The 18183-nt window shown below is 59.5% G+C and carries 18 protein-coding genes; 12 read left to right on the forward strand and 6 right to left on the reverse strand.

The features are described from left to right. Window positions 1-278: 278 nt before the first annotated feature. Both EV130_RS04060 and EV130_RS04065 read right to left on the reverse strand, forming a co-directional pair. Window positions 279-566, reverse strand: coding sequence for a hypothetical protein (locus EV130_RS04060; protein ID WP_132548911.1), 288 nt, complete (start codon window positions 564-566; stop codon window positions 279-281). Window positions 567-811: 245 nt separating this feature from the next. Continuing rightward, window positions 812-1018, reverse strand: a complete 207-nt coding sequence (locus EV130_RS04065) for a hypothetical protein (protein WP_074064181.1) — start codon at window positions 1016-1018, stop codon at window positions 812-814. Window positions 1019-1330: 312 nt separating this feature from the next. Between EV130_RS04065 and EV130_RS04070 the strand changes: the two genes are divergently transcribed. The 3 genes from EV130_RS04070 to EV130_RS04080 are packed head-to-tail and all read left to right on the forward strand — an operon-like array spanning window position 1331 to window position 3868. Further along, on the forward strand, window positions 1331-1867 hold the full coding sequence (locus EV130_RS04070) for a Spy/CpxP family protein refolding chaperone (RefSeq protein ID WP_074064182.1): 537 nt from the start codon (window positions 1331-1333) through the stop codon (window positions 1865-1867). A 37-nt stretch (window positions 1868-1904) separates the two neighbouring features. Further along, window positions 1905-2603 (forward strand): response regulator, encoded by a 699-nt coding sequence (locus EV130_RS04075; protein WP_074064183.1) that lies wholly within the window; start codon window positions 1905-1907, stop codon window positions 2601-2603. Between the two features lie 2 nt (window positions 2604-2605). Continuing rightward, the gene (locus EV130_RS04080; RefSeq protein WP_074064184.1) at window positions 2606-3868 is read left to right on the forward strand and encodes a sensor histidine kinase; all 1263 of its coding nucleotides are present in this window, start codon (window positions 2606-2608) and stop codon (window positions 3866-3868) included. 50 nt (window positions 3869-3918) lie between these two features. Here EV130_RS04080 and EV130_RS04085 read toward each other — a convergent pair whose 3' ends face one another. Continuing rightward, on the reverse strand, window positions 3919-4602 hold the full coding sequence (locus EV130_RS04085) for a GntR family transcriptional regulator (protein WP_132548908.1): 684 nt from the start codon (window positions 4600-4602) through the stop codon (window positions 3919-3921). A gap of 160 nt (window positions 4603-4762) precedes the next feature. Here EV130_RS04085 and EV130_RS04090 point away from each other — a divergent pair, with 160 nt between their 5' ends. The 6 genes from EV130_RS04090 to EV130_RS04115 all read left to right on the forward strand — a co-directional run bounded on the left by EV130_RS04090 (window position 4763) and on the right by EV130_RS04115 (window position 11545). Continuing rightward, window positions 4763-5800: a 4-hydroxythreonine-4-phosphate dehydrogenase PdxA gene (locus tag EV130_RS04090; RefSeq protein ID WP_074064185.1), complete on the forward strand. Its 1038-nt coding sequence runs from the start codon at window positions 4763-4765 to the stop codon at window positions 5798-5800. A 71-nt stretch (window positions 5801-5871) separates the two neighbouring features. Beyond that, complete coding sequence (locus tag EV130_RS04095) at window positions 5872-6864, forward strand: Bug family tripartite tricarboxylate transporter substrate binding protein (protein WP_237358646.1); 993 nt, start codon at window positions 5872-5874, stop codon at window positions 6862-6864. A 57-nt stretch (window positions 6865-6921) separates the two neighbouring features. Further along, window positions 6922-7416: a tripartite tricarboxylate transporter TctB family protein gene (locus tag EV130_RS04100; protein WP_074064186.1), complete on the forward strand. Its 495-nt coding sequence runs from the start codon at window positions 6922-6924 to the stop codon at window positions 7414-7416. Between the two features lie 17 nt (window positions 7417-7433). Next, on the forward strand, window positions 7434-8948 hold the full coding sequence (locus tag EV130_RS04105; RefSeq protein ID WP_132548905.1) for a tripartite tricarboxylate transporter permease: 1515 nt from the start codon (window positions 7434-7436) through the stop codon (window positions 8946-8948). Between the two features lie 38 nt (window positions 8949-8986). After that, window positions 8987-10396, forward strand: coding sequence for an NAD(P)H-dependent oxidoreductase (locus EV130_RS04110; protein WP_132659350.1), 1410 nt, complete (start codon window positions 8987-8989; stop codon window positions 10394-10396). A 258-nt stretch (window positions 10397-10654) separates the two neighbouring features. After that, the gene (locus EV130_RS04115) at window positions 10655-11545 is read left to right on the forward strand and encodes a LysR family transcriptional regulator (protein WP_074064189.1); all 891 of its coding nucleotides are present in this window, start codon (window positions 10655-10657) and stop codon (window positions 11543-11545) included. A 68-nt stretch (window positions 11546-11613) separates the two neighbouring features. Here EV130_RS04115 and EV130_RS04120 read toward each other — a convergent pair whose 3' ends face one another. Further along, window positions 11614-12513 (reverse strand): LysR family transcriptional regulator ArgP, encoded by a 900-nt coding sequence (locus tag EV130_RS04120; protein ID WP_132659352.1) that lies wholly within the window; start codon window positions 12511-12513, stop codon window positions 11614-11616. Window positions 12514-12605: 92 nt separating this feature from the next. Here EV130_RS04120 and EV130_RS04125 point away from each other — a divergent pair, with 92 nt between their 5' ends. The 3 genes from EV130_RS04125 (at window position 12606) to EV130_RS04135 (ending at window position 14932) form a co-directional block, all read left to right on the forward strand. After that, on the forward strand, window positions 12606-13214 hold the full coding sequence (locus tag EV130_RS04125) for a LysE/ArgO family amino acid transporter (RefSeq protein ID WP_132659354.1): 609 nt from the start codon (window positions 12606-12608) through the stop codon (window positions 13212-13214). A 171-nt stretch (window positions 13215-13385) separates the two neighbouring features. Continuing rightward, window positions 13386-14024, forward strand: coding sequence for a LysE family translocator (locus EV130_RS04130; RefSeq protein WP_132659356.1), 639 nt, complete (start codon window positions 13386-13388; stop codon window positions 14022-14024). Between the two features lie 17 nt (window positions 14025-14041). Then, window positions 14042-14932 (forward strand): dihydrodipicolinate synthase family protein, encoded by an 891-nt coding sequence (locus EV130_RS04135; RefSeq protein ID WP_132659358.1) that lies wholly within the window; start codon window positions 14042-14044, stop codon window positions 14930-14932. Between the two features lie 272 nt (window positions 14933-15204). Here the strand turns inward: EV130_RS04135 and EV130_RS04140 are convergent, their stop codons facing one another. Both EV130_RS04140 and EV130_RS04145 read right to left on the reverse strand, forming a co-directional pair. Beyond that, entirely contained in the window at window positions 15205-16551 is a 1347-nt protein-coding gene (locus EV130_RS04140) for an SLC13 family permease (RefSeq protein WP_132659360.1), read from the reverse strand. Between the two features lie 96 nt (window positions 16552-16647). Next, window positions 16648-18162 (reverse strand): malonate--CoA ligase, encoded by a 1515-nt coding sequence (locus tag EV130_RS04145; RefSeq protein WP_132548893.1) that lies wholly within the window; start codon window positions 18160-18162, stop codon window positions 16648-16650. Window positions 18163-18183: the final 21 nt, after the last annotated feature.

Here is an 18183-nt window from a genome sequence, read left to right on the forward strand (position 1 = left end):
AGTTGGAGGAGTCTGACCTTCTTGTACAAGAAGCCCCGAACTGCCGGAATGGGGAATTCGTCCGCGCTTGTCGCATGAGCTGATCCGACTAAATCTTCGGATCTCCATCATCTATCCGAGAACGGTCTGCCAAGCATTTGCGCGAGGCGCTATTCCTTTGCCGCGGCATCCAAGCGGGATTTGCGTGTACCAACGAGCAATATCAGAAGGACTTGCCACCTGGTCCGACTTCGCAAATGCGCTCACATCGACTCATCAGAGAGTGCGACCAATGTTGATCAGGTCAACAAAGCATGCAGTGCGATGGCGGCAACGAAGGTGACAACGACGAGCCAGGCGATCTGTGTGGCTTGGCGATTGGCTTTTTGGAACACGCGAAAGCGTGCCCCTCGCTTCGGGCGAGGGCGATGTTGCCGAACGGGAGCGGCGCTGGTGCGAACGCTCTTCTTCTTTCCTGACGTCTTGGCCTCCCTTGAAACAATCACGGCAAATGCTCCTAATGCCGCAGAAGACGCGTAGGTTCCGAAGACGACGATCTCGGCCGCCGATCTTGCAGGATCATCCATGAAGCCAAACGCTTCCTTGATTGAACAGATCGCCGTGGCAAACTCTCCCGCTTCGCCTGGAAAGCAGCATGGAAGACGCCTGTTGAGTCAGATCAAGGGCTGAAGGCTGACGGGACCTGCCGACTAAAGGCAGCATCTGCGGGCTGGAAACTAAAAAATACGCCGCAGGCAGCTCAGGCTTTTATGCCGTGGCGAAACCCCGGATTGATGTGCCCATCTGGCGCTTACCAGACGGGCATTATCGATTAACGCGTTGCAAGCAATTCCCGAAGTTGATGGGGTTTATCGACGCCAAACTCAAACCACATCACCAACTCCCTTGCCGCCTCTTGGGCCTCCAAGTTCAAAATGTCGTAGTGGCGACTGTCGCACCATTCCTTGAGCAAACCGTCCAGCATGTCTAGATCGTTTGAAGTCAGAACGCGTTTCTTCAAGGCCACTTTGTGTGACATTCTATTTCCTCCCAAAAATACTACTTTTACCTGCTGTTGACCCCAGCGAGTATGACTGTAGTCTAATGTTTCTTTCTCGAAAATACACTTCGGCATACTTTAACGTTTTGACGCTGTAACTGTCTGTTTGGGCCCAGAAATTTTTACTGGGCGCCATGACGGCCGACTGAGAAGCATTGATGCATCCCAGCCTTTTCGAGACCGAGCGGCCCCGGCTTTACATTGCTTTACATTTATCGAGAAAACTCGAAACACTGCCCTGTTAGCGTTCCTTCACTGCAGCAGGTGCTGCGGAGTGAAGGGAGACTAACGATGGAAAATGAGGACAAGAACCTGGCGGACCTGACTTTCAGCGAGCCAGCCTCGAAAGGATGGGGGCGGCGCGCCGCGATTGGCGGCCTGGTAGCCGTCGCTGTCGTGGGCGCGGCCGGTTTTGCAGCCGCGCGGAGCGATGTTTTCGGCTTCGGCATGGGCGGCCACATGATGCAAGCACATATGGGAGGTGGCGGCTTTATGGAACACCGACTAGGCTCCGTGCTTGACGAACTCGATGCGACATCCGAGCAGGAAGACAAGCTTTGGGAGATCATCGACAAGGCTCGCGATGAGATCGGGCCGGTTTTCCGGGACTTCCGCGAGACGCGTGCGCAGGTTATCGAACTCCTTGGGGCTCCGACTATAGACCGGGCCGCGGCCGAGAAGCTGCGCAGCGAGCGTATTGCGGCCATCGACGAGGCCTCGCGCAAGATGACGACTGCTCTGCTCGACGCCGCTGCAGTTTTGACGCCGGAACAACGCGTTAAGCTCGTCGAGCATTTGAAAGAGCGCAGGGGCCACGGCCGGTGGTAAGGCTAAGTGGGCCGAGCGATTGAACGGAGGGCAGATAATGGCGGAACGGGTCTTGATTGTTGACGACGATACGCGCCTCTCCGCCATGCTCGCCGACTATCTCTCCGGCAACGGTTACACCGTCCACGCCGCGGCGACGGCCGCGGCGGGCCTCACCGACCTTGGCCGCCGGATGCCGGACGTCGTGATCCTCGATGTCATGCTGCCGGACCTTGACGGCTTCGAGACGTGCCGGCGCATGCGCGCGGTTTCGGACGTGCCGATCTTGATGCTCACGGCCAAGGGTGAAGAGACAGATCGTATCGTCGGGCTGGAGCTTGGAGCCGACGACTACCTGCCCAAGCCTTTCAATCCGCGCGAATTGCTGGCGCGTCTGAAGGCGATCCTGCGCCGCCGAAACGGGAGCGCAGCGGTTTCACGCGTCCTGCGCTTCGGACGGCTGGAGATCGATCCGGGATCCCGCTCGGTCAGGATCGACGGCGACGAATGTGTCCTGACCAGCTACCAGTTCGACCTGCTTGTGGCGTTGGCCGAAAATGCCGGGCGCACGCTGTCGCGCGAACGGTTGATGGACACGGTCAAGGGAGAGGAGTTGGAGGCGTTCGACCGCTCGATCGACGTCCATATATCGCGCATCAGGGCGGCGATCGAAATCGATCCCAAGCATCCAAGACGCATCATAACCGTGCGCGGCGCCGGCTATGTCTTCGCCCGTTTCCAGGACGAAGAGAGATAGCGATGCGCAGCCGGCTGTTCCTAAAAATCTATCTGACGCTGCTCGCGAGCCTTGCAGCGGTCGCGCTTGCCAGTGCGGCCTTCGTGTGGCTGGGACAGGGAGAGGAGGAGTCCAGCTGGCAGAGCCAACGCGCGCGGTTCGTCGCCGCACTTATTCCGCCCGAGATGGACCTGCAGTCGACCGAGGCGATGTTGGAGAAGTTCTCACGCGCATTCGACGCCGACATAGCACTTTACGATCCGCGCGGCAGGCTGATCGCGAATGCCGGCCAGGCATTTCCGCGCGACGTTCTCGAGGGGCGCTGGCGCCACGGCAGAGGCAGCTTTCACACAATGATGACCGAATTGCCCGACGGTCGCACGGTGGCGGCGCGCATGGCGCGGCCTTTGCGACCGCCCGGACGCAATCCGCTAGCCTATCTGGTGTTGATCGCTGGCGTCATTGGGCTCGCCGCCTACCCGGTGGTACGCCACCTGACCAGCCGATTGGAGCGGTTGCGCAGGGGCGTGGATGCCTGGGGGAGGGGCGACTTCGTGGCGCGTGTACCCGCAGACGGCAGCGATGAGGTCGCGGCGGTCGCGAAGAGCTTCAACAAGGCGGCTGATCATGTCGAGCGGCTAATCAAGTCAAACCGCGCTCTGCTTGCCAATGCCAGTCACGAATTGCGCTCGCCGCTTGCCCGCCTTCGCATGGCGCTCGATCTCTATGAGCAGGCGCCGGACGAGAACCGCAAGGATGAGATCGTGCGCAACCTCGCCGAACTGGACACGCTCGTCGAGGAGATCCTGCTGGCGAGCAGGCTCGACCATATCGAAAGGCTAGATGCGCTTGAGGTGATCGACCTCTTGGCTCTGGTCTCGGAAGAAGGCGCGCGCCACGGCATCGAGGTCTTTGGCACGCCCGCGACTGTCATAGGTGATGCGCGCCTGCTCGGCAGACTCGTGCGTAATCTTATGCAGAACGCGTTGCGCCACGGCGTTTCTCCTGTAACGGCCAGTGTTGAGCTGTTAGACGGTACGGTGGAACTGAGGATCCGCGACCAGGGCCCGGGCATACCCGACGGCGAGAGCGCCCGTGTTTTCGAACCATTTTACCGCCCCCCGGGGCGAAGCGAGGCCACGGGCGGCTGGGGCCTGGGGTTGGCGCTGGTGCGCCAGATCGCCGAGCGCCATGGCGGTGCAGTCCGCTATGTTTCCCCCTCGGATGGCGGCGCCTGCTTCGTCGTCACACTTCCAGCGCATCGGGCCGCCCAAAAGGTCAGCTGACTGCCGCGTGGGCGCCACAGCAGCAGACTTTGAGCGCCGGCATAACGGCCTCACACACCGTCCTTGACGCGCTCCCACGCATTTTTCAGATGCCGCCCAAGCGCCTCTGACAATGCCGGCTTGTTGCGCTGTTCCAGGGCGAGGATCATCTCTTCGTGCTCGGCAACTGCGGCAGCCCATTTCTCAGGGCCTTCGTGGCCGACGAAACGGATGCGCTTCAGCCTCGTTTGCAACGTCGTATGCATGTTCGAGAGCGTTGCATTATGCGCCATCTGGACGATTGCCGTATGGATTGCCTGGTTGAGCTTGTAGTAGTTCAGCCGGTCGCCCGACCTGTATTTGTCCAGCATTTCATCATGAAGGGCGCGAACATGTGCGATCTCCTCGGCGGAGCCGACCTCGCATGCGAGCCGCCCGGCTAGCTCCTCCATTGATTGCAACACTGTCAGCATGTCTTCGACATCCTTGGGGCTGAATCGCTTCACGACTGCTCCGCGACTGGGGACGAGTTCGACAAGGCCTTCGCTCGCCAGATACTTTATCGCCTCACGCAACGGCGTTCTTGAAACGCCAAGCTGCTCACCGAGCTGGCCTTCATGGATGCGGCTTCCCGGTGCGAGATTACCCTCGATGATCATGTCGCGCAGGTGGTTCACAAGCGTGTCGTGCAAGGCTGTCCGTTGCAGCGGCGCAACGCTGCTGACATCACCCGCATCCACCTTGACTGAGTTCATCCGAGCCACCTTGATTCTCCATATGAGGGTGCTGAAGCCACCTAATGACTCCGCAGTGATCAAGTCAACGAAATATTCTGCATACAGCATGCAGAGCTCTTGATATTGAGTGCCGAACCGGTGTATCTGCTTCTTCGAGGAGAAACATGTGGAGAGGTTCATGATCAAAGACGGCGCCACCGAAACGCGTCCAGTAATCGCCCTTGCGATGGGTGATCCGGCCGGCATCAGTCCCGAACTCACCGCGCGCATCATTGCGCTTCCGGAAATTCGCGAGGCGGCGCACCTTGTCGTGATCGGCGACCGCCGTATTCTCGAGGACGGAGCCAAGCAAGCGGGGCTCGATTTGAGCCTTGCCAGCGCGCCGCTCGACAGTTTCGAGCAGGCGGGTAAGGATCGCCACGTCTTCATCGACCTTGCTCATCTCAATCCCGCCGACGTGGTACGCGGCGAGGCGACACTTGCAGGCGGCATTTTCGCCACATCGAACTTCCGCACTGCATTAAAGCTTGCTGACAGCGGCCGGGCGCACGCCGTCTGCTTTACCCCCTTCAACAAGAAGGCGATGCGTTACGCTTATTCGGGCTACGACGACGAAATCCGTTTCGTTGCCGACGTCATCGGTTTCACTGGCAAGGCGCGTGAATTCAATGTTCTCGAGCGCGTCTGGAACGCACGCGTGACTTCGCACATACCTCTCGCCGAGGTTGCGTCAGCTCTGTCGGTGGAGGGGATTGTCGCCGAGCTGGCGCTGACGCAGGCATGCCTGAAAAGCGCCGGTCACGAAAATCCGAGAATCATCGTCGCGGGCCTCAACCCGCATGCTGGTGACGGCGGCAACTTCGGGATGGAAGAGATTGAGATCATCGAGCCGGCCGTGGCAGCCGCGCAAAAGGCTGGCCTCGACGTCGCGGGCCCGTTCCCTGCCGATACCGTCTTTCTGCGCGCACTCAAGGAAGAGTTCCACGCCGTCCTGACCATGTATCACGATCAGGGTCAGATCGCGATGAAACTGATCGGTTTCGACAAAGGGGTGACAATGATAGGGGGCCTGCCGTTCCCGCTGTGCACGCCGGCCCATGGCACGGCCTATGACATTGCTGGAAAGGGCATCGCCGATGTAGGCGCCAGCCGCGAGGCGCTGCTTCTGGCGGCGCGCATGGCCAGGAGGGCTGCAGCACTGTCTGCTGCGGCCTGACTTCAGAAATCTGCAGCATCGCCCGGCACGGAGGAGGGTTCGTGCCGGATGAGTACAAAGGAGGAGTAATGATGAAGAAGCCTTTTTCCATTGCATGCACTATCCTGGCGGCGCTAAGCACGGCTACTCAGGCATTCGCATTCGAGCCGAACCGCCCGGTCGAGTTCGTCGTCGCCTCGGGTGCCGGCGGCGGCACTGACAATTTCGCTCGCACCATCCAGTCCATCATTACGAAGTACAAGTTGATGGATCAGTCGATGGTCGTCCTGAACAAGGGTGGCGGCAGCGGCGCGGAAGCGTTTCTCTATGCAAGGCAGAACAAGGGCGACGCAAACAAGCTCTATTTCGGAACGAACAACGCCTATCTGCTGCCCCATGTAGCGAAGATGGCCTACTCGACCGAGGATCTGACGCCCGTTGCAGCTCTTGCGTTTGACGAATTCCTGATCTGGGTAAAGTCCGATTCCCCATATGGGAAGCCTACGGACCTTGTTGAGGCGGCCAAGGCAAAGCCTGGAACGATTGCCTTTGCCGGCAGCCAGTCCAAGGATACGGACGAGACGCTTGTCGCCCTGATTGAACAGCAGACCGGCGCGAGTTTCAAATACGTGCCGTTCAACGGCGGCGGCGAAGTCGGCGTGCAACTGGCCGGTGGTCACGTGGCTGCAAACGTCAACAACCCGAACGAGAATGTCGGCCAGTGGCAGGCCGGTGCCGTGAAACCTCTCTGTGTCTTCTCGTCCACGCAAATGGCAAGAAGCGAGCCGATCCATGACGGCAAGGGCTGGCAGGATATTCCGACCTGCATCGAGGCTGGGATTCCGATTAAATCCTACAAGATGCCGCGCACTGTCTGGACTGCAGCCGATGTTCCGGAGGATGCACTCGCCTACTACACCGAGGTCCTTCGCAAGGTGAGCGAAACCTCCGAATGGAAAGAGTATGTGCGCAAGACGTCGCAGACCGGTGATTTCCTGACCGGCAAGGCGCTCGGCGACTTCATCGCGACCAGCGAGACGAATGCCGTCAAGGTCTTCAAGACCGAAGGCTGGCTCGTCCAGTGAGAGGATCGGTCCGGCGGGCGCCGCCGGACCGGTTCTTTCTCATAGGGAGGATAGCAAATGCACATTAGACGCATCCACATGGAGCTGGTTGCCGCAACACTGACCGCAGGGATCGGACTTCTTGCTGCGACGGGCTCGCTCGATCTTGGAGTGGGTTGGGAAAGCTCTGGTCCGCAACCTGGCTATTTTCCCTTTTATGTCGGGCTGATCGTGCTCCTGGCGAGCGTCGCCTCCGCCGCGCAGACGCTTCTTGCGCTCCGACGACACGGACAAAAGCGCCAAGAGATCTTCCTGGAGGCCGAACAGGTCAGACGTCTGGCCTCGTTTTTCTTGCCGATGGCGATCTTCGTGGTCGTTGCCATCCAGCTTGGGCTTTACGTCGGCAGCGCGCTCTATCTCTTCTACGTCGCGTGGAGACAGGGCAGATATCATCCCTTTGCAGCCGTTTTTCTTGGCCTGGGATTTGCGGTGGCACTTTATCTAATTTTCGAGATCGTCTTCCAGATCCCGCTGCACAAAGGCCCGCTCGAAAACATGTTCGGCGTTTACTGAACGACAGGGAGGCTTGGATGGGAAATTTTGGGCTGCTGCTGGACGGATTCCAGATCGCTTTGACGCCCTACCACATCATGCTCATGGTGGTGGGCGTGATGCTTGGCTTGATCGTCGGCGTACTGCCGGGCCTTGGCGCGCCGAATGGCGTGTCGTTGCTCATTCCGCTGACGTTCTCGATGGATCCGGTGTCGGCCATCATCCTGCTCGCGTCGATGTACTGGGGTGCCCTCTTCGGGGGGTCGACGACCTCCATCCTCTTCAACATTCCCGGTGAGCCGAGTTCGGTCGCCACGACGTTTGATGGCTATCCGATGGCCCGCGCAGGCCAGCCCACGCGCGCGCTGACACTTGCCTTCATGTCGGCGGGCATCGGTGCGCTTGCCGGGGTTGTTGTCATTACGCTGCTGTCTTCGTGGGCAGCTGGCTTCGCCTTGCGATTCGGCGCACCGGAATATTTCGCCGTCTATTTCCTTGCCTTCTGCGCTTTCGTCGGGATGGGCAGCGCTGCTCCGTTGAAAACGGTGGTTTCGTTGGGACTTGGTCTTCTCTTCTCGACAGTTGGCATGGATACCGTCACCGGATCGCTTCGTCTGACATTCGGGCTCGACGTGCTCATTGGCGGCATCAGCTTCCTTGTGGTCGTCATCGGACTTTTCGGGATTGGCGAAATCCTCGCGACGGTCCAGGACGGCCACAAATTTCGCGGCCTCTCGTCAAGGATCGATCTGCGCGACGTGCTCCGCACTATCGCTGAACTGCCCAGATACCTCACCACAGTCATCCGCTCCTGCGCGGTCGGGATCTGGATGGGGATTACTCCGGGGGGGCCAACTGCGGCGTCATTCATGAGCTATGGCATCGCACGGCAGTGCTCCAAGCCGGGCCAGGCCTTTGGCAGCGGGCGGGCCGAAGGGATCGTTGCGCCAGAAACGGCCGATCATTCGGCGGGAACTTGCGCGATGCTGCCAATGCTGGCGCTCGGCTTGCCGAGTTCGGCGACTGCTGCCGTAATGATGGGAGGACTGATGATCTGGGGCCTCACGCCTGGACCGATGCTCTTCACAACGAAGCCCGATTTCGTCTGGGGCTTGATCGCCAGCATGTACGTGTCGAACATCGTCGGCGTAATTTTAGTCCTTGCCACGGTACCGATGTTTGCAGCGCTCCTGCGCATTCCGTTTTCGATCATCGGGCCAGTCATCGTCGCGATCTGCTTCGTGGGCGCTTATACCGTCTCCAGCGAGACGTTCGACCTTTGGCTGGTGCTCGTCTTCGGCGTCCTAGGCTTCGTCTTCAACAAGCTTGAATTCCCCATTGCCCCGCTGGTGCTTGCCATGGTGCTTGGCCATAAGGCTGAAAATGCCTTCCATCAATCGATGATCATCTCGGACGGCTCCCTTGGCGTCTTCTTCTCTAATCCGCTTGTCGGGACCATTACCACGCTGGCGCTGGCGCTCGTCGTCATTCCCCAGGCCGTCAAACTGCTCTCCCGGTTGCGGCGACGGGGTGCGGCAGGCTCGGCCCACTAGGGCCGGCCGCCGCTATTTCTTACGAGGTTGGAGTGATCATGAACTACCATAGCTACTTTGCCAAAGGCGCCGCCCCCGTTGAATGCTGCATCGTCGGCACCGGCGCCTTCGGGCGCAGCTTCCTTGCCCAGAGCCGCAGAACGCCGCTCGTCAGCACGCGTGTCGCGGTCGATCTTTCCTCGAAAACTGCAGTGGCTGCACTCCATTCGATCGGGGTACCTGCCGATGAAATCGCCCTTTGCCGGACAAAAGAGGAGGCCGCGGCTGCCTGGGCCGAGCATCTGTTCATCGCGACGGACAACCTTGAGACAGTGCTTGGTCTGCCGTTTAGCGTGGTTGTCGAGGCGACTGGCCATCCCGAAGCCGGCGCGCGGCATGCGCGCCTTGCCATCGATGCTAGCAAGCATGTGGCGCTCGTTTCAAAGGAGGTCGACAGCGTGGTAGGCCCTGGTCTCGCTGCGCGGGCACGCCGCAACAATGTGCTGGTAACCCCTGTCGATGGCGACCAGCCAAGCCTTCTCATGGGGCTCATCAGCTGGGCCCAGGTTCTCGGTCTGAACATCATCGCTGCCGGCAAATCCAGCGAATACGACTTCGTCTATGATCCGGCCGAAAACGTCCTGACCTGCAACGGCACGTCGGTCTGCGTGCCGGAGTTTGCCGCTTGGCTCGAGCTGGGTGACCTGGCTGCCGCAGATGTTGCCGCGGGCAGGGCGCAAGCAGCCGCAGCGCTGCCCCAGAGGGCGGTGCCCGACCTTTGCGAACTGACCCTTGTTGCCAATGCGACCGGCTTCACAGTGGATCGGCTGGACCTGCACGCCCCCATCGCTCGGATCGGCGAAGTGGCAGACTTCTTCTCTCCGGTGGAGGAGGGTGGCCTGCTCACTCGCAAGACAAGTCTTGACGTGTTTCATTGCCTTCGGCGCCCTGGCGAAGTCAGCTTCGCCGGTGGCGTCTTCGTTACCGTCGAATGCAACGATGCACAGACATGGGCCATGCTTGCTGAAAAGGGGCACGTGGTCAGCAGGTCGGGGCGCACCGCAATGCTCTACCTGCCACGCCACCTCCTGGGCATCGAGGCGGCAAGCAGCATCCTGGAGGTTGGTCTCAAGGGCGTGTCGAGCGGGGCCGAGGAGCCGAAGCCGGTCATTGACCTCGTCGCGCATGCCGATGCCGACCTGCCCGCGGGGACGCTGCTTGCGGCAAGCGGCCACCATCATTCGATTACCAACGTTTCCGGCAGGATGGTGCCGGCGCAGGCGATGTCGGCCGAAAGCCCGGTGCCTTTTTATCTCGCCGCCAACCGCAGGCTATCTCGACCGGTATCGGGGGGAAACGTGATCTTATGTGGTGACGTCGAAATCGATGCAAGTTCCGAGCTGTGGAGGCTGCGACAGGAGCAAGACCGCATATTTTCGAATGGCAACGTCGCCGCCGGCCTGGGATAAAAAGCCCACCTATTCTCCTATCTCAGCAGGCGATTTTGCCTGCCATTGAAAGACGCGCAGGATACGAATCCTTCGCATCGCATTGACCCTAAGGTTTCCGCGTGCAACTGAAAATCTCTACCGGCGTCGGCCTCACGAGGTGCAGACCGACACGCCACCTCGATGATTTCATCAGGTTCGCTAGCGCGACTGTAGGGACCTAGCTTTGTTGCAGCAAACGATGATATTCGACTGTGCATTAGATTTTTTGGGTTTTCGATGGATCGATCTCGATTGCCGCTCAACGCGCTTCGCGCTTTCGAGGCGTCGGCCAGACATCTCAGTTTCACCCGAGCAGCAATTGAACTCTGCGTCACGCAGGCAGCTGTCAGTCATCAGGTAAAGCGTCTCGAAGAGATGTTGAAAGTATCACTTTTCCGCCGGCTTCCGCGCGGCTTGCTCATTACCGAGGAAGGTTTGTCACTGCTTCCGGTCGTGCGGGATGTCTTCGACCGTATCGGAAGCGCGCTTGACCGCTTCGAAGGCGGCCAGGCCCGAGAGGTCCTGACGGTTGGGGCGGTTGGAACCTTTGCAGTCGGCTGGCTGCTGCCACGCCTCACCGACTTTGCCAGCCACGCATCTTTCGTCGATCTTCGGCTCTCGACCAATAACAATCGTGTCGACATTGCGGCAGAAGGACTTGATTTTGCAATCCGCTTCGGATCCGGCGCATGGCATGGTCTGGACGCAAGCGAGCTTTTCGTGGCTCGCCTATCGGTTTTGTGCAATCCGGATATCGCAGCCCAGCTATCATCGCCGGACGAAGTGATGCGGCACACACTGTTGATGTCCTATCGCAGTGATGAATGGCCGAAATGGTTTGCAGCCGCCGGGGTTCAAAATCCGCCCTCGCCACTAAGAGGAATGGTGTTCGATTCTTCGCTCTCGATGATGGAGGCCGCAATTCAGGGCGCTGGCGTTGCCCTGGCGCCACCGCTTATGTTCGATCGTCAACTGGCAGCTGGCACAATTGTTCAGCCTTTTCCCTATTTGATTTCTACCGGCAGCTACTGGCTCACCAGGCTTCAGAGCAAGGAGCCGACACCTGCCATGGATGCTTTCAGGGCGTGGATACTGGCACAAAGCCAATCGCAAGTCGCTCGGGCTTAGAAAGGACAATTTTCGCCGCTTCCGATCCCTCTGGACGCGAAGTTCCCGATTTTAGACTAGCGCGCGTTTCAGCCCAGCAGATGATGCTTGGCTACGGTCGTGACTTCTCGCGTCAAGTCGACCAGCCGATCTGCTGCATGACGGTTCATTTGCCAGTACAGAGGAACGTCCAGTGGCGTTTGTGCAATCAATTCTACGAGACGCCCGGACTCCAAGTGCTCGCGCACGAGGTGGGCCGGATTCATGCCCCATCCCATGCCGGAAAGGCTGGCCTCGATGAACGCCTGCGTCGAAGGCAGCCAATGGGTCGGAGGGCTGAGGTCTTCTGCGAGCACCTGACGTATCCAACGGCTCTGGAGCCGGTCCTTTTGATTGAAGGTCAACGCGGGCGCATTGCCAATGGCCCCTGCCGTTACGCCCTTTGAAAAATGCCGGGCGGCGAAATCGGGGCTTGCCGTTGCATGATAGCGGAGCGCGCCGAGAAACATTCGTCGGCAGCCCTGAACCGGCTTCTCCAGGCTGGTGACGGCAGCGACTACCTGCCCACGCCGTAGCCATTCGGCGGTATGATCCTCGTCATCAATCGCAATATTGAAGAGATACGCAGAGCGTCTGGCGAAACTTGACATGGCGGTCAGGAACCATGTTCCAAGACTGTCGGCATTCGTCGCAATGTGCAGCGTCACCCTCGCCTCGGGTTTTGCCGGATCCACGAGGGCGGGCAGACGCTTGAACAGGTCGGCTTCGAGCATTCCGACATTCTCCATGTGCCGGCAGAGCCATTCTCCCTTCTCCGTTGCAGTGCAGGGAGTGCCGCGCGCGACCAAGACGATGCCAAGACGTTCCTCAAGCTGTTTCACCCGCTGCGAGACGGCCGAGGGCGTCACATTGAGAATGCCTGCGGCCTTTTCGAAGCTGCCTGTTTGAACGACCGCCGAAACGGCGCGGAGAGCGGAGTAATCGATCATTAGTTTTGCTTAATCAGGATTAGCAGCATTAATTATACTAAATTGACGGGATGCGATAGCGGAAAGTCTCGATATTTCGGGAGCGTTTCAAGGTGAATTTTCCAGTTTTTGGGACCGGCCTCATGATGGGGCTCAGCCTGATAGTTGCGATTGGTGCGCAGAACGCGTTCGTGCTGCGCCAGGGCCTGCGCAACGAGCATGTATTCGCCGTCTGCCTCGCATGTGGGCTGTCGGACGCCTTGCTCATTACCTTGGGGGTGACCAGTTTCCGGCAGATCAGCGCGTTGCTGCCCTGGCTCGATCCGGCAATGCGCTATGGAGGAGCGGCGTTCTTGATCTGGTATGGCGCAAAAAGCCTTTATTCTGCCTTTCGCTCGTCGGGAGCGCTCACGGTGCAGGAGGCGGCTCTACCGAATTTTCGAGCGACCCTTGCGACCTGTCTTGCTCTTACCTGGCTCAACCCGCACGTCTACCTCGATACGGTCGTGCTGCTTGGCACCATCTCGACCCGGTTTCCTGGATACGAGGTGTCGTTCGCGGCGGGAGCCGCAACCGGCTCGCTTCTGTTCTTCTTTTCGCTTGGCTACGGTGCGACCTGGCTACGGCCGATCTTCTCGAAGCCGGCATCGTGGCGAATTCTGGAAACGCTCATTACTTTTACAATGTGGCTGATTGCCTTTAACCTGTTGAGGGAAATGTAGCCGCCGATCTGCCGCGAGGTCCGCATAGGCCGGGATTGCACCGCCCGCTATCTGCTTTCGGCGACGTCATAAAAAATTCGATCGTTCGCCCAAAGATAGAGACAGGCGCCCGGTTTGCACGTTACGCTTCGATCGACCTTCCCTAACAGCCAACAGTGATTGGGCCTCAGCTTGTCTTCCGAACTCCACCATCTCCTGATCGTCTACACCGCCTATGTAATAGCCGCCGGAAGCCCGGGCCCCAGCAATATGCGCATCATGGGGGTGGCGATGCATAACGGCCGGCGTGCAGCCCTCATACTCGCTGCCGGCGTGGTCAGCGGTTCGATCTTCTGGGGTGCGATGGCTGCAACAGGTGTCTCGGCAGTCCTGACCCGCTATGCGGAAGCGCTGATTGTACTCAAAATCTTCGGCGGTCTTTATCTTCTTTATCTTGCCTTCAAGGCGGGCAAAGCCGCGCTTGCCTCGGGCGATCAGACTGTGTCGCAAAAGGGGGCAAATGGCGCCGCAGTGTCGGGAACCGAGCTCTACCGGCGCGGCTTACTCATGCATCTGAGCAATCCGAAATCGATCCTTGCGTGGATCGCCTTGGTAACTCTGGGTCTCGGCCCGAATTCGTCATGGCACACCCTTGCAGCGATCCTTGGCGGTTGCGCGGTGTTGAGCGTGACCATCTTTTGCGGCTATGCGGTCATCTTCTCGACCGCACCCATGGTGCGCTTGTACCGCCTGGCGAGGCGCTGGATCGAAGGAGTACTGGCCCTGTTTTTCGGCGTTGCCGGTCTCCGGCTGCTACTGGCGCGCACGTAAGGTATGGGAGAAACATCATGAAGCTCTTTGCTGGCCTCTCGGCCTTTTCCATCACGCCCACGGATGCCTTCGGATGTGTCGACACGGCTGCGCTTGCACGCCTCCTCGAACGCATTTCTGCGGCTCGCGTCGACTCGATCGGACTGCTGGGAAGCACCGGCGGTTACGCTTTTCTTTCGAGACACGAGCGGCAGCGTGCCGTTGAGGCGGCAATGGCGTGCGTTGGCGGGAAGATACCGGTCATCGTCGGTGTCGGCGCGTTGAGAACCGACGAGGCCCAGGCGCATGCCCGTGATGCCAGGAAGGCGGGAGCGCATGGTCTTCTGTTGGCACCCATGTCCTATACTCCCCTGACGGAAGAGGAAGTGTTTCAGCATATTTTGGCGGTTGCGGACGCGGGTGAGCTGCCCTTGTGCATATACAACAACCCGAGCACCACGCGCTTCACCTTCACCGACGATCTGATCGTCCGTCTGGCGAGCGCACCGAACATTGTCGCCGCGAAAATGCCGCTTCCCGCCGATGGGGATGTTAAGGCTGAACTTGCGCGTTTGCGAAGCTCCACACCGGACGGTTTCGCAATCGGCTACAGTGGCGATTGGGGCGCAGCTGATGCACTGCTGGCGGGCTGCGACGCCTGGTACAGCGTAATCGGAGGCTTGTTGCCGTCCGAAGCCGTTGCTCTCACGCGAGCAGCCCAAGCAGGAGACGTCTGCGAGGTCAAGCGCCTCGATCAGGCCTTTCAACCTTTATGGAGGCTCTTCAAGGAGTTCGGCAGCTTCCGCGTAATGTATGCGATAGCTGACATCCTTGGCCTTTGCCGCCCCGCGCCTCCACGGCCAATCCTGCCCCTGCAGCGGGCCGACATGCCAAGAGTGAAAGACGCACTCGATCGTATCTTGATCTGAGCGCACATGGGGGCATTTGAGACCGCCTCGTCATAGTAGCCGGCCGCTGCTTGCGTTAACGACTTATGTATTCCACTACATGCCTCGACGATCCGGCGATCTGACCGAGCCGCATTCCGTGTAGCTGCGGTTGGCGTGGGCTGCACAGCCGAATTGCGGCCGGCTGGGCCGTAGTCATGCACCAGGCACGCTTTACCGGCGCCCATGGGATCTGACGGGCGCCGGTCGTTTCATCGTCGGCAGGCGGTTCCTTTCGGCTGCGGCGCGCTGCGTCAGACAACGCCAGGCACGACGAAGACCAACCAGGCAACCAGAGGCCCGATGATCGCGATCAGGGCGCTGTAAATCAGCAGTTGACGCAGCACCTTCTCGCGTTTGTCATCCGGGGCGTTGGCAACGACGAGTGCGCCATTGGTGGAAAACGGGCTGGTATCAACGATCGTTGTCGAGATCGCGATTGCCGCTACTACGCCGACGGCGCTGATATGACCTTGCAGCAGGAAAGGCACCGCCAAGGGAATGATGGCACCAAGGAGCGCTGTCGAGGATGCAAAGGCCGAGACGATGGCGCCTGTGAAGCATAGCAGCAGCGCAACCAAGAGCGGCATGCCCAGACTTGAAATGCCGTGCGCGACATAGTCGACCGTCCCGGCCTTTTCCATGACGCCGACATAGGTAATGATGCCGGCAATCAGCAGCACGGTCGACCAGCTCACCTTGTCGATTGCCGCCTTTTGGGTTTTTGGTGACAGCAGTGCCAGAGCGACAGCGACAGTCATGGCGACCAAACCCACGTTGAACTTGAAGACCAGGGCACCGATGCCAAGAGCCGTCAAGCCGATCAGGGTGGATATCCGTTCGCTGGTGAGGCGGAATGTTGCAGCTGTGTCGGCGGCCGTGCCATAGGCATGCTCTCTGAGCGGCTTTGCGGGCGTACCCCCATGGCCCCGGATCGATGCCGATACGCCTTCAGGGTGCAGTTCGGGCAAGGGGCCGGACAATACCGATTGCTGCTTCATCACTCGCGCACCGCCAAAAACGAAGAACACCAGTACGGCAATCGCCAGATTGAAGAAGAAGCTGGAGAGGAACAGCGACGTCGGAGCCAAGGGCAGGCCCGCTTTTGCGACGATCTGGTTGGTAATTCCGCCATAGACACTGATCGGCGAAAAGCCGCCGGCCTGTGCGCCATGGATGACCATCAGGCCCATCATCACAGGGTGGATCCTGTATTGCACGGCAAAGCTCAGCGCCACCGGCGCAAGGATGGCCACGGCTGCCGGCCCCAGTGCTCCAAAGCCGGTGATGATCGCTGCGACCATGAACATCACCCAGGGAATCCATGCGACATGTCCTCGCACCAGACGGACGGCACATTCGACAAGCCAGTCGATGGTGCCGTTGATTTGCGCAATCGCAAAAAGGTAGGTGACGGCGACCAGGGTCAGGAACAGATCGCTTGGAAAGCCTGCGAAGATATCGGTAGCTTTCATCCCGATGATGACCGTTCCGAGTACGAACGTGCAGGCAAAGGCAAGTGCGCCCATGTTGATTGGCTGGATCGTTGCGACGACAAACATGCCGATCAGCAAGAGTATGGATAGTATTTCGATGCTCATGATTCCCCTCCCTCCGGCGCTCTCGCGCCGGCAGCTTTTCGTTTGCAACAATTGAAAATGTCTGCGCGCCGTCCTCCCAGAAGGCGCACAGGCGGATCAGGTTTTTGCGTAAAGGTCGGCGTATTTCTGCCGAAGGACGTTCTTCTGGACCTTGCCCATGGCATTGCGCGGCAAGTCCTCGGCGAAGATAATGCGCTTGGGCTGCTTGTAACGAGCGAGCCGGTCGTGGAGCGCATGAAGAATGGCGCCTTCGTCAAGCGCCGAATCGGTTTTGCGCACCACGATGGCCGTGACGCCCTCTCCGAAGTCAGGATGTGGAACTCCGATGACGGCACTTTCGGCGACGCCATCGAGTTGATCAATCTCGCCTTCGACCTCCTTGGGGTAGATGTTGTATCCGCCGGAAATCACCAGGTCCTTGCTACGACCGACAATATGGACATAGCCGTCCTTGTCGATCTTGCCGAGGTCGCCGCTGATGAAGAACCCGTCGGAAGTGAATTCGGCTGCCGTCTTTTCCGGCATTCGCCAATAGCCCTTGAAGACGTTCGGCCCCTTGATTTCGATCATCCCGGTTTCATCGGGTGGCAGCACGGCGCCGGTGGCAGGATCTGTAACGCGCACCGTCACTCCGGGAAGGGGAAAGCCGACGGTTCCGGCGATCCGCGCTCCGTCATAGGGATTGGACGTATTCATGTTGGTTTCTGTCATCCCGTAGCGCTCAAGGATGGCATGACCGGTGCGTTTTTCGAACTCGACATGCGTTTCGGCAAGCAGCGGCGCCGAACCAGAAACGAAGAGGCGCATATTCGCGACCGCCTGCTTGTCGAGGCGACGGCTCTGCAGGAGGCGCACGTAAAAGGTCGGGACACCCATCAACATGGTAGCCTGCGGCATCAGCGCCACGACCTCGTCTGCATCGAATTTCGACAGCAGGAACATCGAGGCACCGGCAAGCAACGTGACGTTGGTGGCAACGAACAGCCCGTGCGTGTGGAAGATGGGTAGTGCGTGGATCAGACGGTCGCCGGAAGTCACGCGCCAGCAATCGCGCAAGGTCGTGGCGTTTGAACGGAGATTTCCATGCGTGAGCATCGCCCCCTTGGAGCGACCCGTGGTTCCTGAGGTGTAAAGGATAGCCGCCAGATCATCTGCTGAACGTGACGCATTCACGAAATCGACTGGTTCGTCCCTTGCAAGATCGAGCAACGAGCCCGTACCGTCGGCGTCAAGCGTTTCGACGATTGCGCCATGAGCCTTTGCAATTGCTGCCACCGCCTCACGCTGAGCCGGCGAGACCACAACCAGGCGCGGCTCGGCATCACCAATAAAGTAGTCGAGTTCGGCGAGCGTGTAAGCTGTATTCAGGGGCAGATAGACGGCGCCACAGCGAAGGCAGGCCAGGTAGAGGATTAGGGCTTCGGCACTCTTTTCCACCTGCACGGCAACCCGATCGCCGGGACGAATACCGAGGGCGTCGATCGCACTGGCGATGCGTCCTGAAAGATCGAGCGCCTCATCGTAGGTCCAAATCCGTCCGCCATTGATGCGGATGAATGGCGCATTGCCGGGTGCGGCGGCCCGTATGGCGTCGAAAAGATGGTTGCTCATGTCGCGCTCCTCCAATTGCTG

It is taken from the genome of Rhizobium azibense (assembly GCF_004342325.1).
GTDB classification, from domain to species: domain Bacteria; phylum Pseudomonadota; class Alphaproteobacteria; order Rhizobiales; family Rhizobiaceae; genus Rhizobium; species Rhizobium etli_B.

What these genes read in the sequence shown, in the direction of transcription:
- EV130_RS04060 (WP_132548911.1), bottom strand. Translation starts at nt 566, where the DNA reads ATGGATGATCCTGCAAGATCGGCGGCCGAGATCGTCGTCTTCGGAACC.
- EV130_RS04065 (WP_074064181.1), bottom strand. Translation starts at nt 1,018, where the DNA reads ATGTCACACAAAGTGGCCTTGAAGAAACGCGTTCTGACTTCAAACGAT.
- EV130_RS04070 (WP_074064182.1), top strand. Translation starts at nt 1,331, where the DNA reads ATGGAAAATGAGGACAAGAACCTGGCGGACCTGACTTTCAGCGAGCCA.
- EV130_RS04075 (WP_074064183.1), top strand. Translation starts at nt 1,905, where the DNA reads ATGGCGGAACGGGTCTTGATTGTTGACGACGATACGCGCCTCTCCGCC.
- EV130_RS04080 (WP_074064184.1), top strand. Translation starts at nt 2,606, where the DNA reads ATGCGCAGCCGGCTGTTCCTAAAAATCTATCTGACGCTGCTCGCGAGC.
- EV130_RS04085 (WP_132548908.1), bottom strand. Translation starts at nt 4,602, where the DNA reads ATGAACTCAGTCAAGGTGGATGCGGGTGATGTCAGCAGCGTTGCGCCG.
- EV130_RS04090 (WP_074064185.1), top strand. Translation starts at nt 4,763, where the DNA reads ATGATCAAAGACGGCGCCACCGAAACGCGTCCAGTAATCGCCCTTGCG.
- EV130_RS04095 (WP_237358646.1), top strand. Translation starts at nt 5,872, where the DNA reads ATGAAGAAGCCTTTTTCCATTGCATGCACTATCCTGGCGGCGCTAAGC.
- EV130_RS04100 (WP_074064186.1), top strand. Translation starts at nt 6,922, where the DNA reads ATGCACATTAGACGCATCCACATGGAGCTGGTTGCCGCAACACTGACC.
- EV130_RS04105 (WP_132548905.1), top strand. Translation starts at nt 7,434, where the DNA reads ATGGGAAATTTTGGGCTGCTGCTGGACGGATTCCAGATCGCTTTGACG.
- EV130_RS04110 (WP_132659350.1), top strand. Translation starts at nt 8,987, where the DNA reads ATGAACTACCATAGCTACTTTGCCAAAGGCGCCGCCCCCGTTGAATGC.
- EV130_RS04115 (WP_074064189.1), top strand. Translation starts at nt 10,655, where the DNA reads ATGGATCGATCTCGATTGCCGCTCAACGCGCTTCGCGCTTTCGAGGCG.
- EV130_RS04120 (WP_132659352.1), bottom strand. Translation starts at nt 12,513, where the DNA reads ATGATCGATTACTCCGCTCTCCGCGCCGTTTCGGCGGTCGTTCAAACA.
- EV130_RS04135 (WP_132659358.1), top strand. Translation starts at nt 14,042, where the DNA reads ATGAAGCTCTTTGCTGGCCTCTCGGCCTTTTCCATCACGCCCACGGAT.
- EV130_RS04140 (WP_132659360.1), bottom strand. Translation starts at nt 16,551, where the DNA reads ATGAGCATCGAAATACTATCCATACTCTTGCTGATCGGCATGTTTGTC.
- EV130_RS04145 (WP_132548893.1), bottom strand. Translation starts at nt 18,162, where the DNA reads ATGAGCAACCATCTTTTCGACGCCATACGGGCCGCCGCACCCGGCAAT.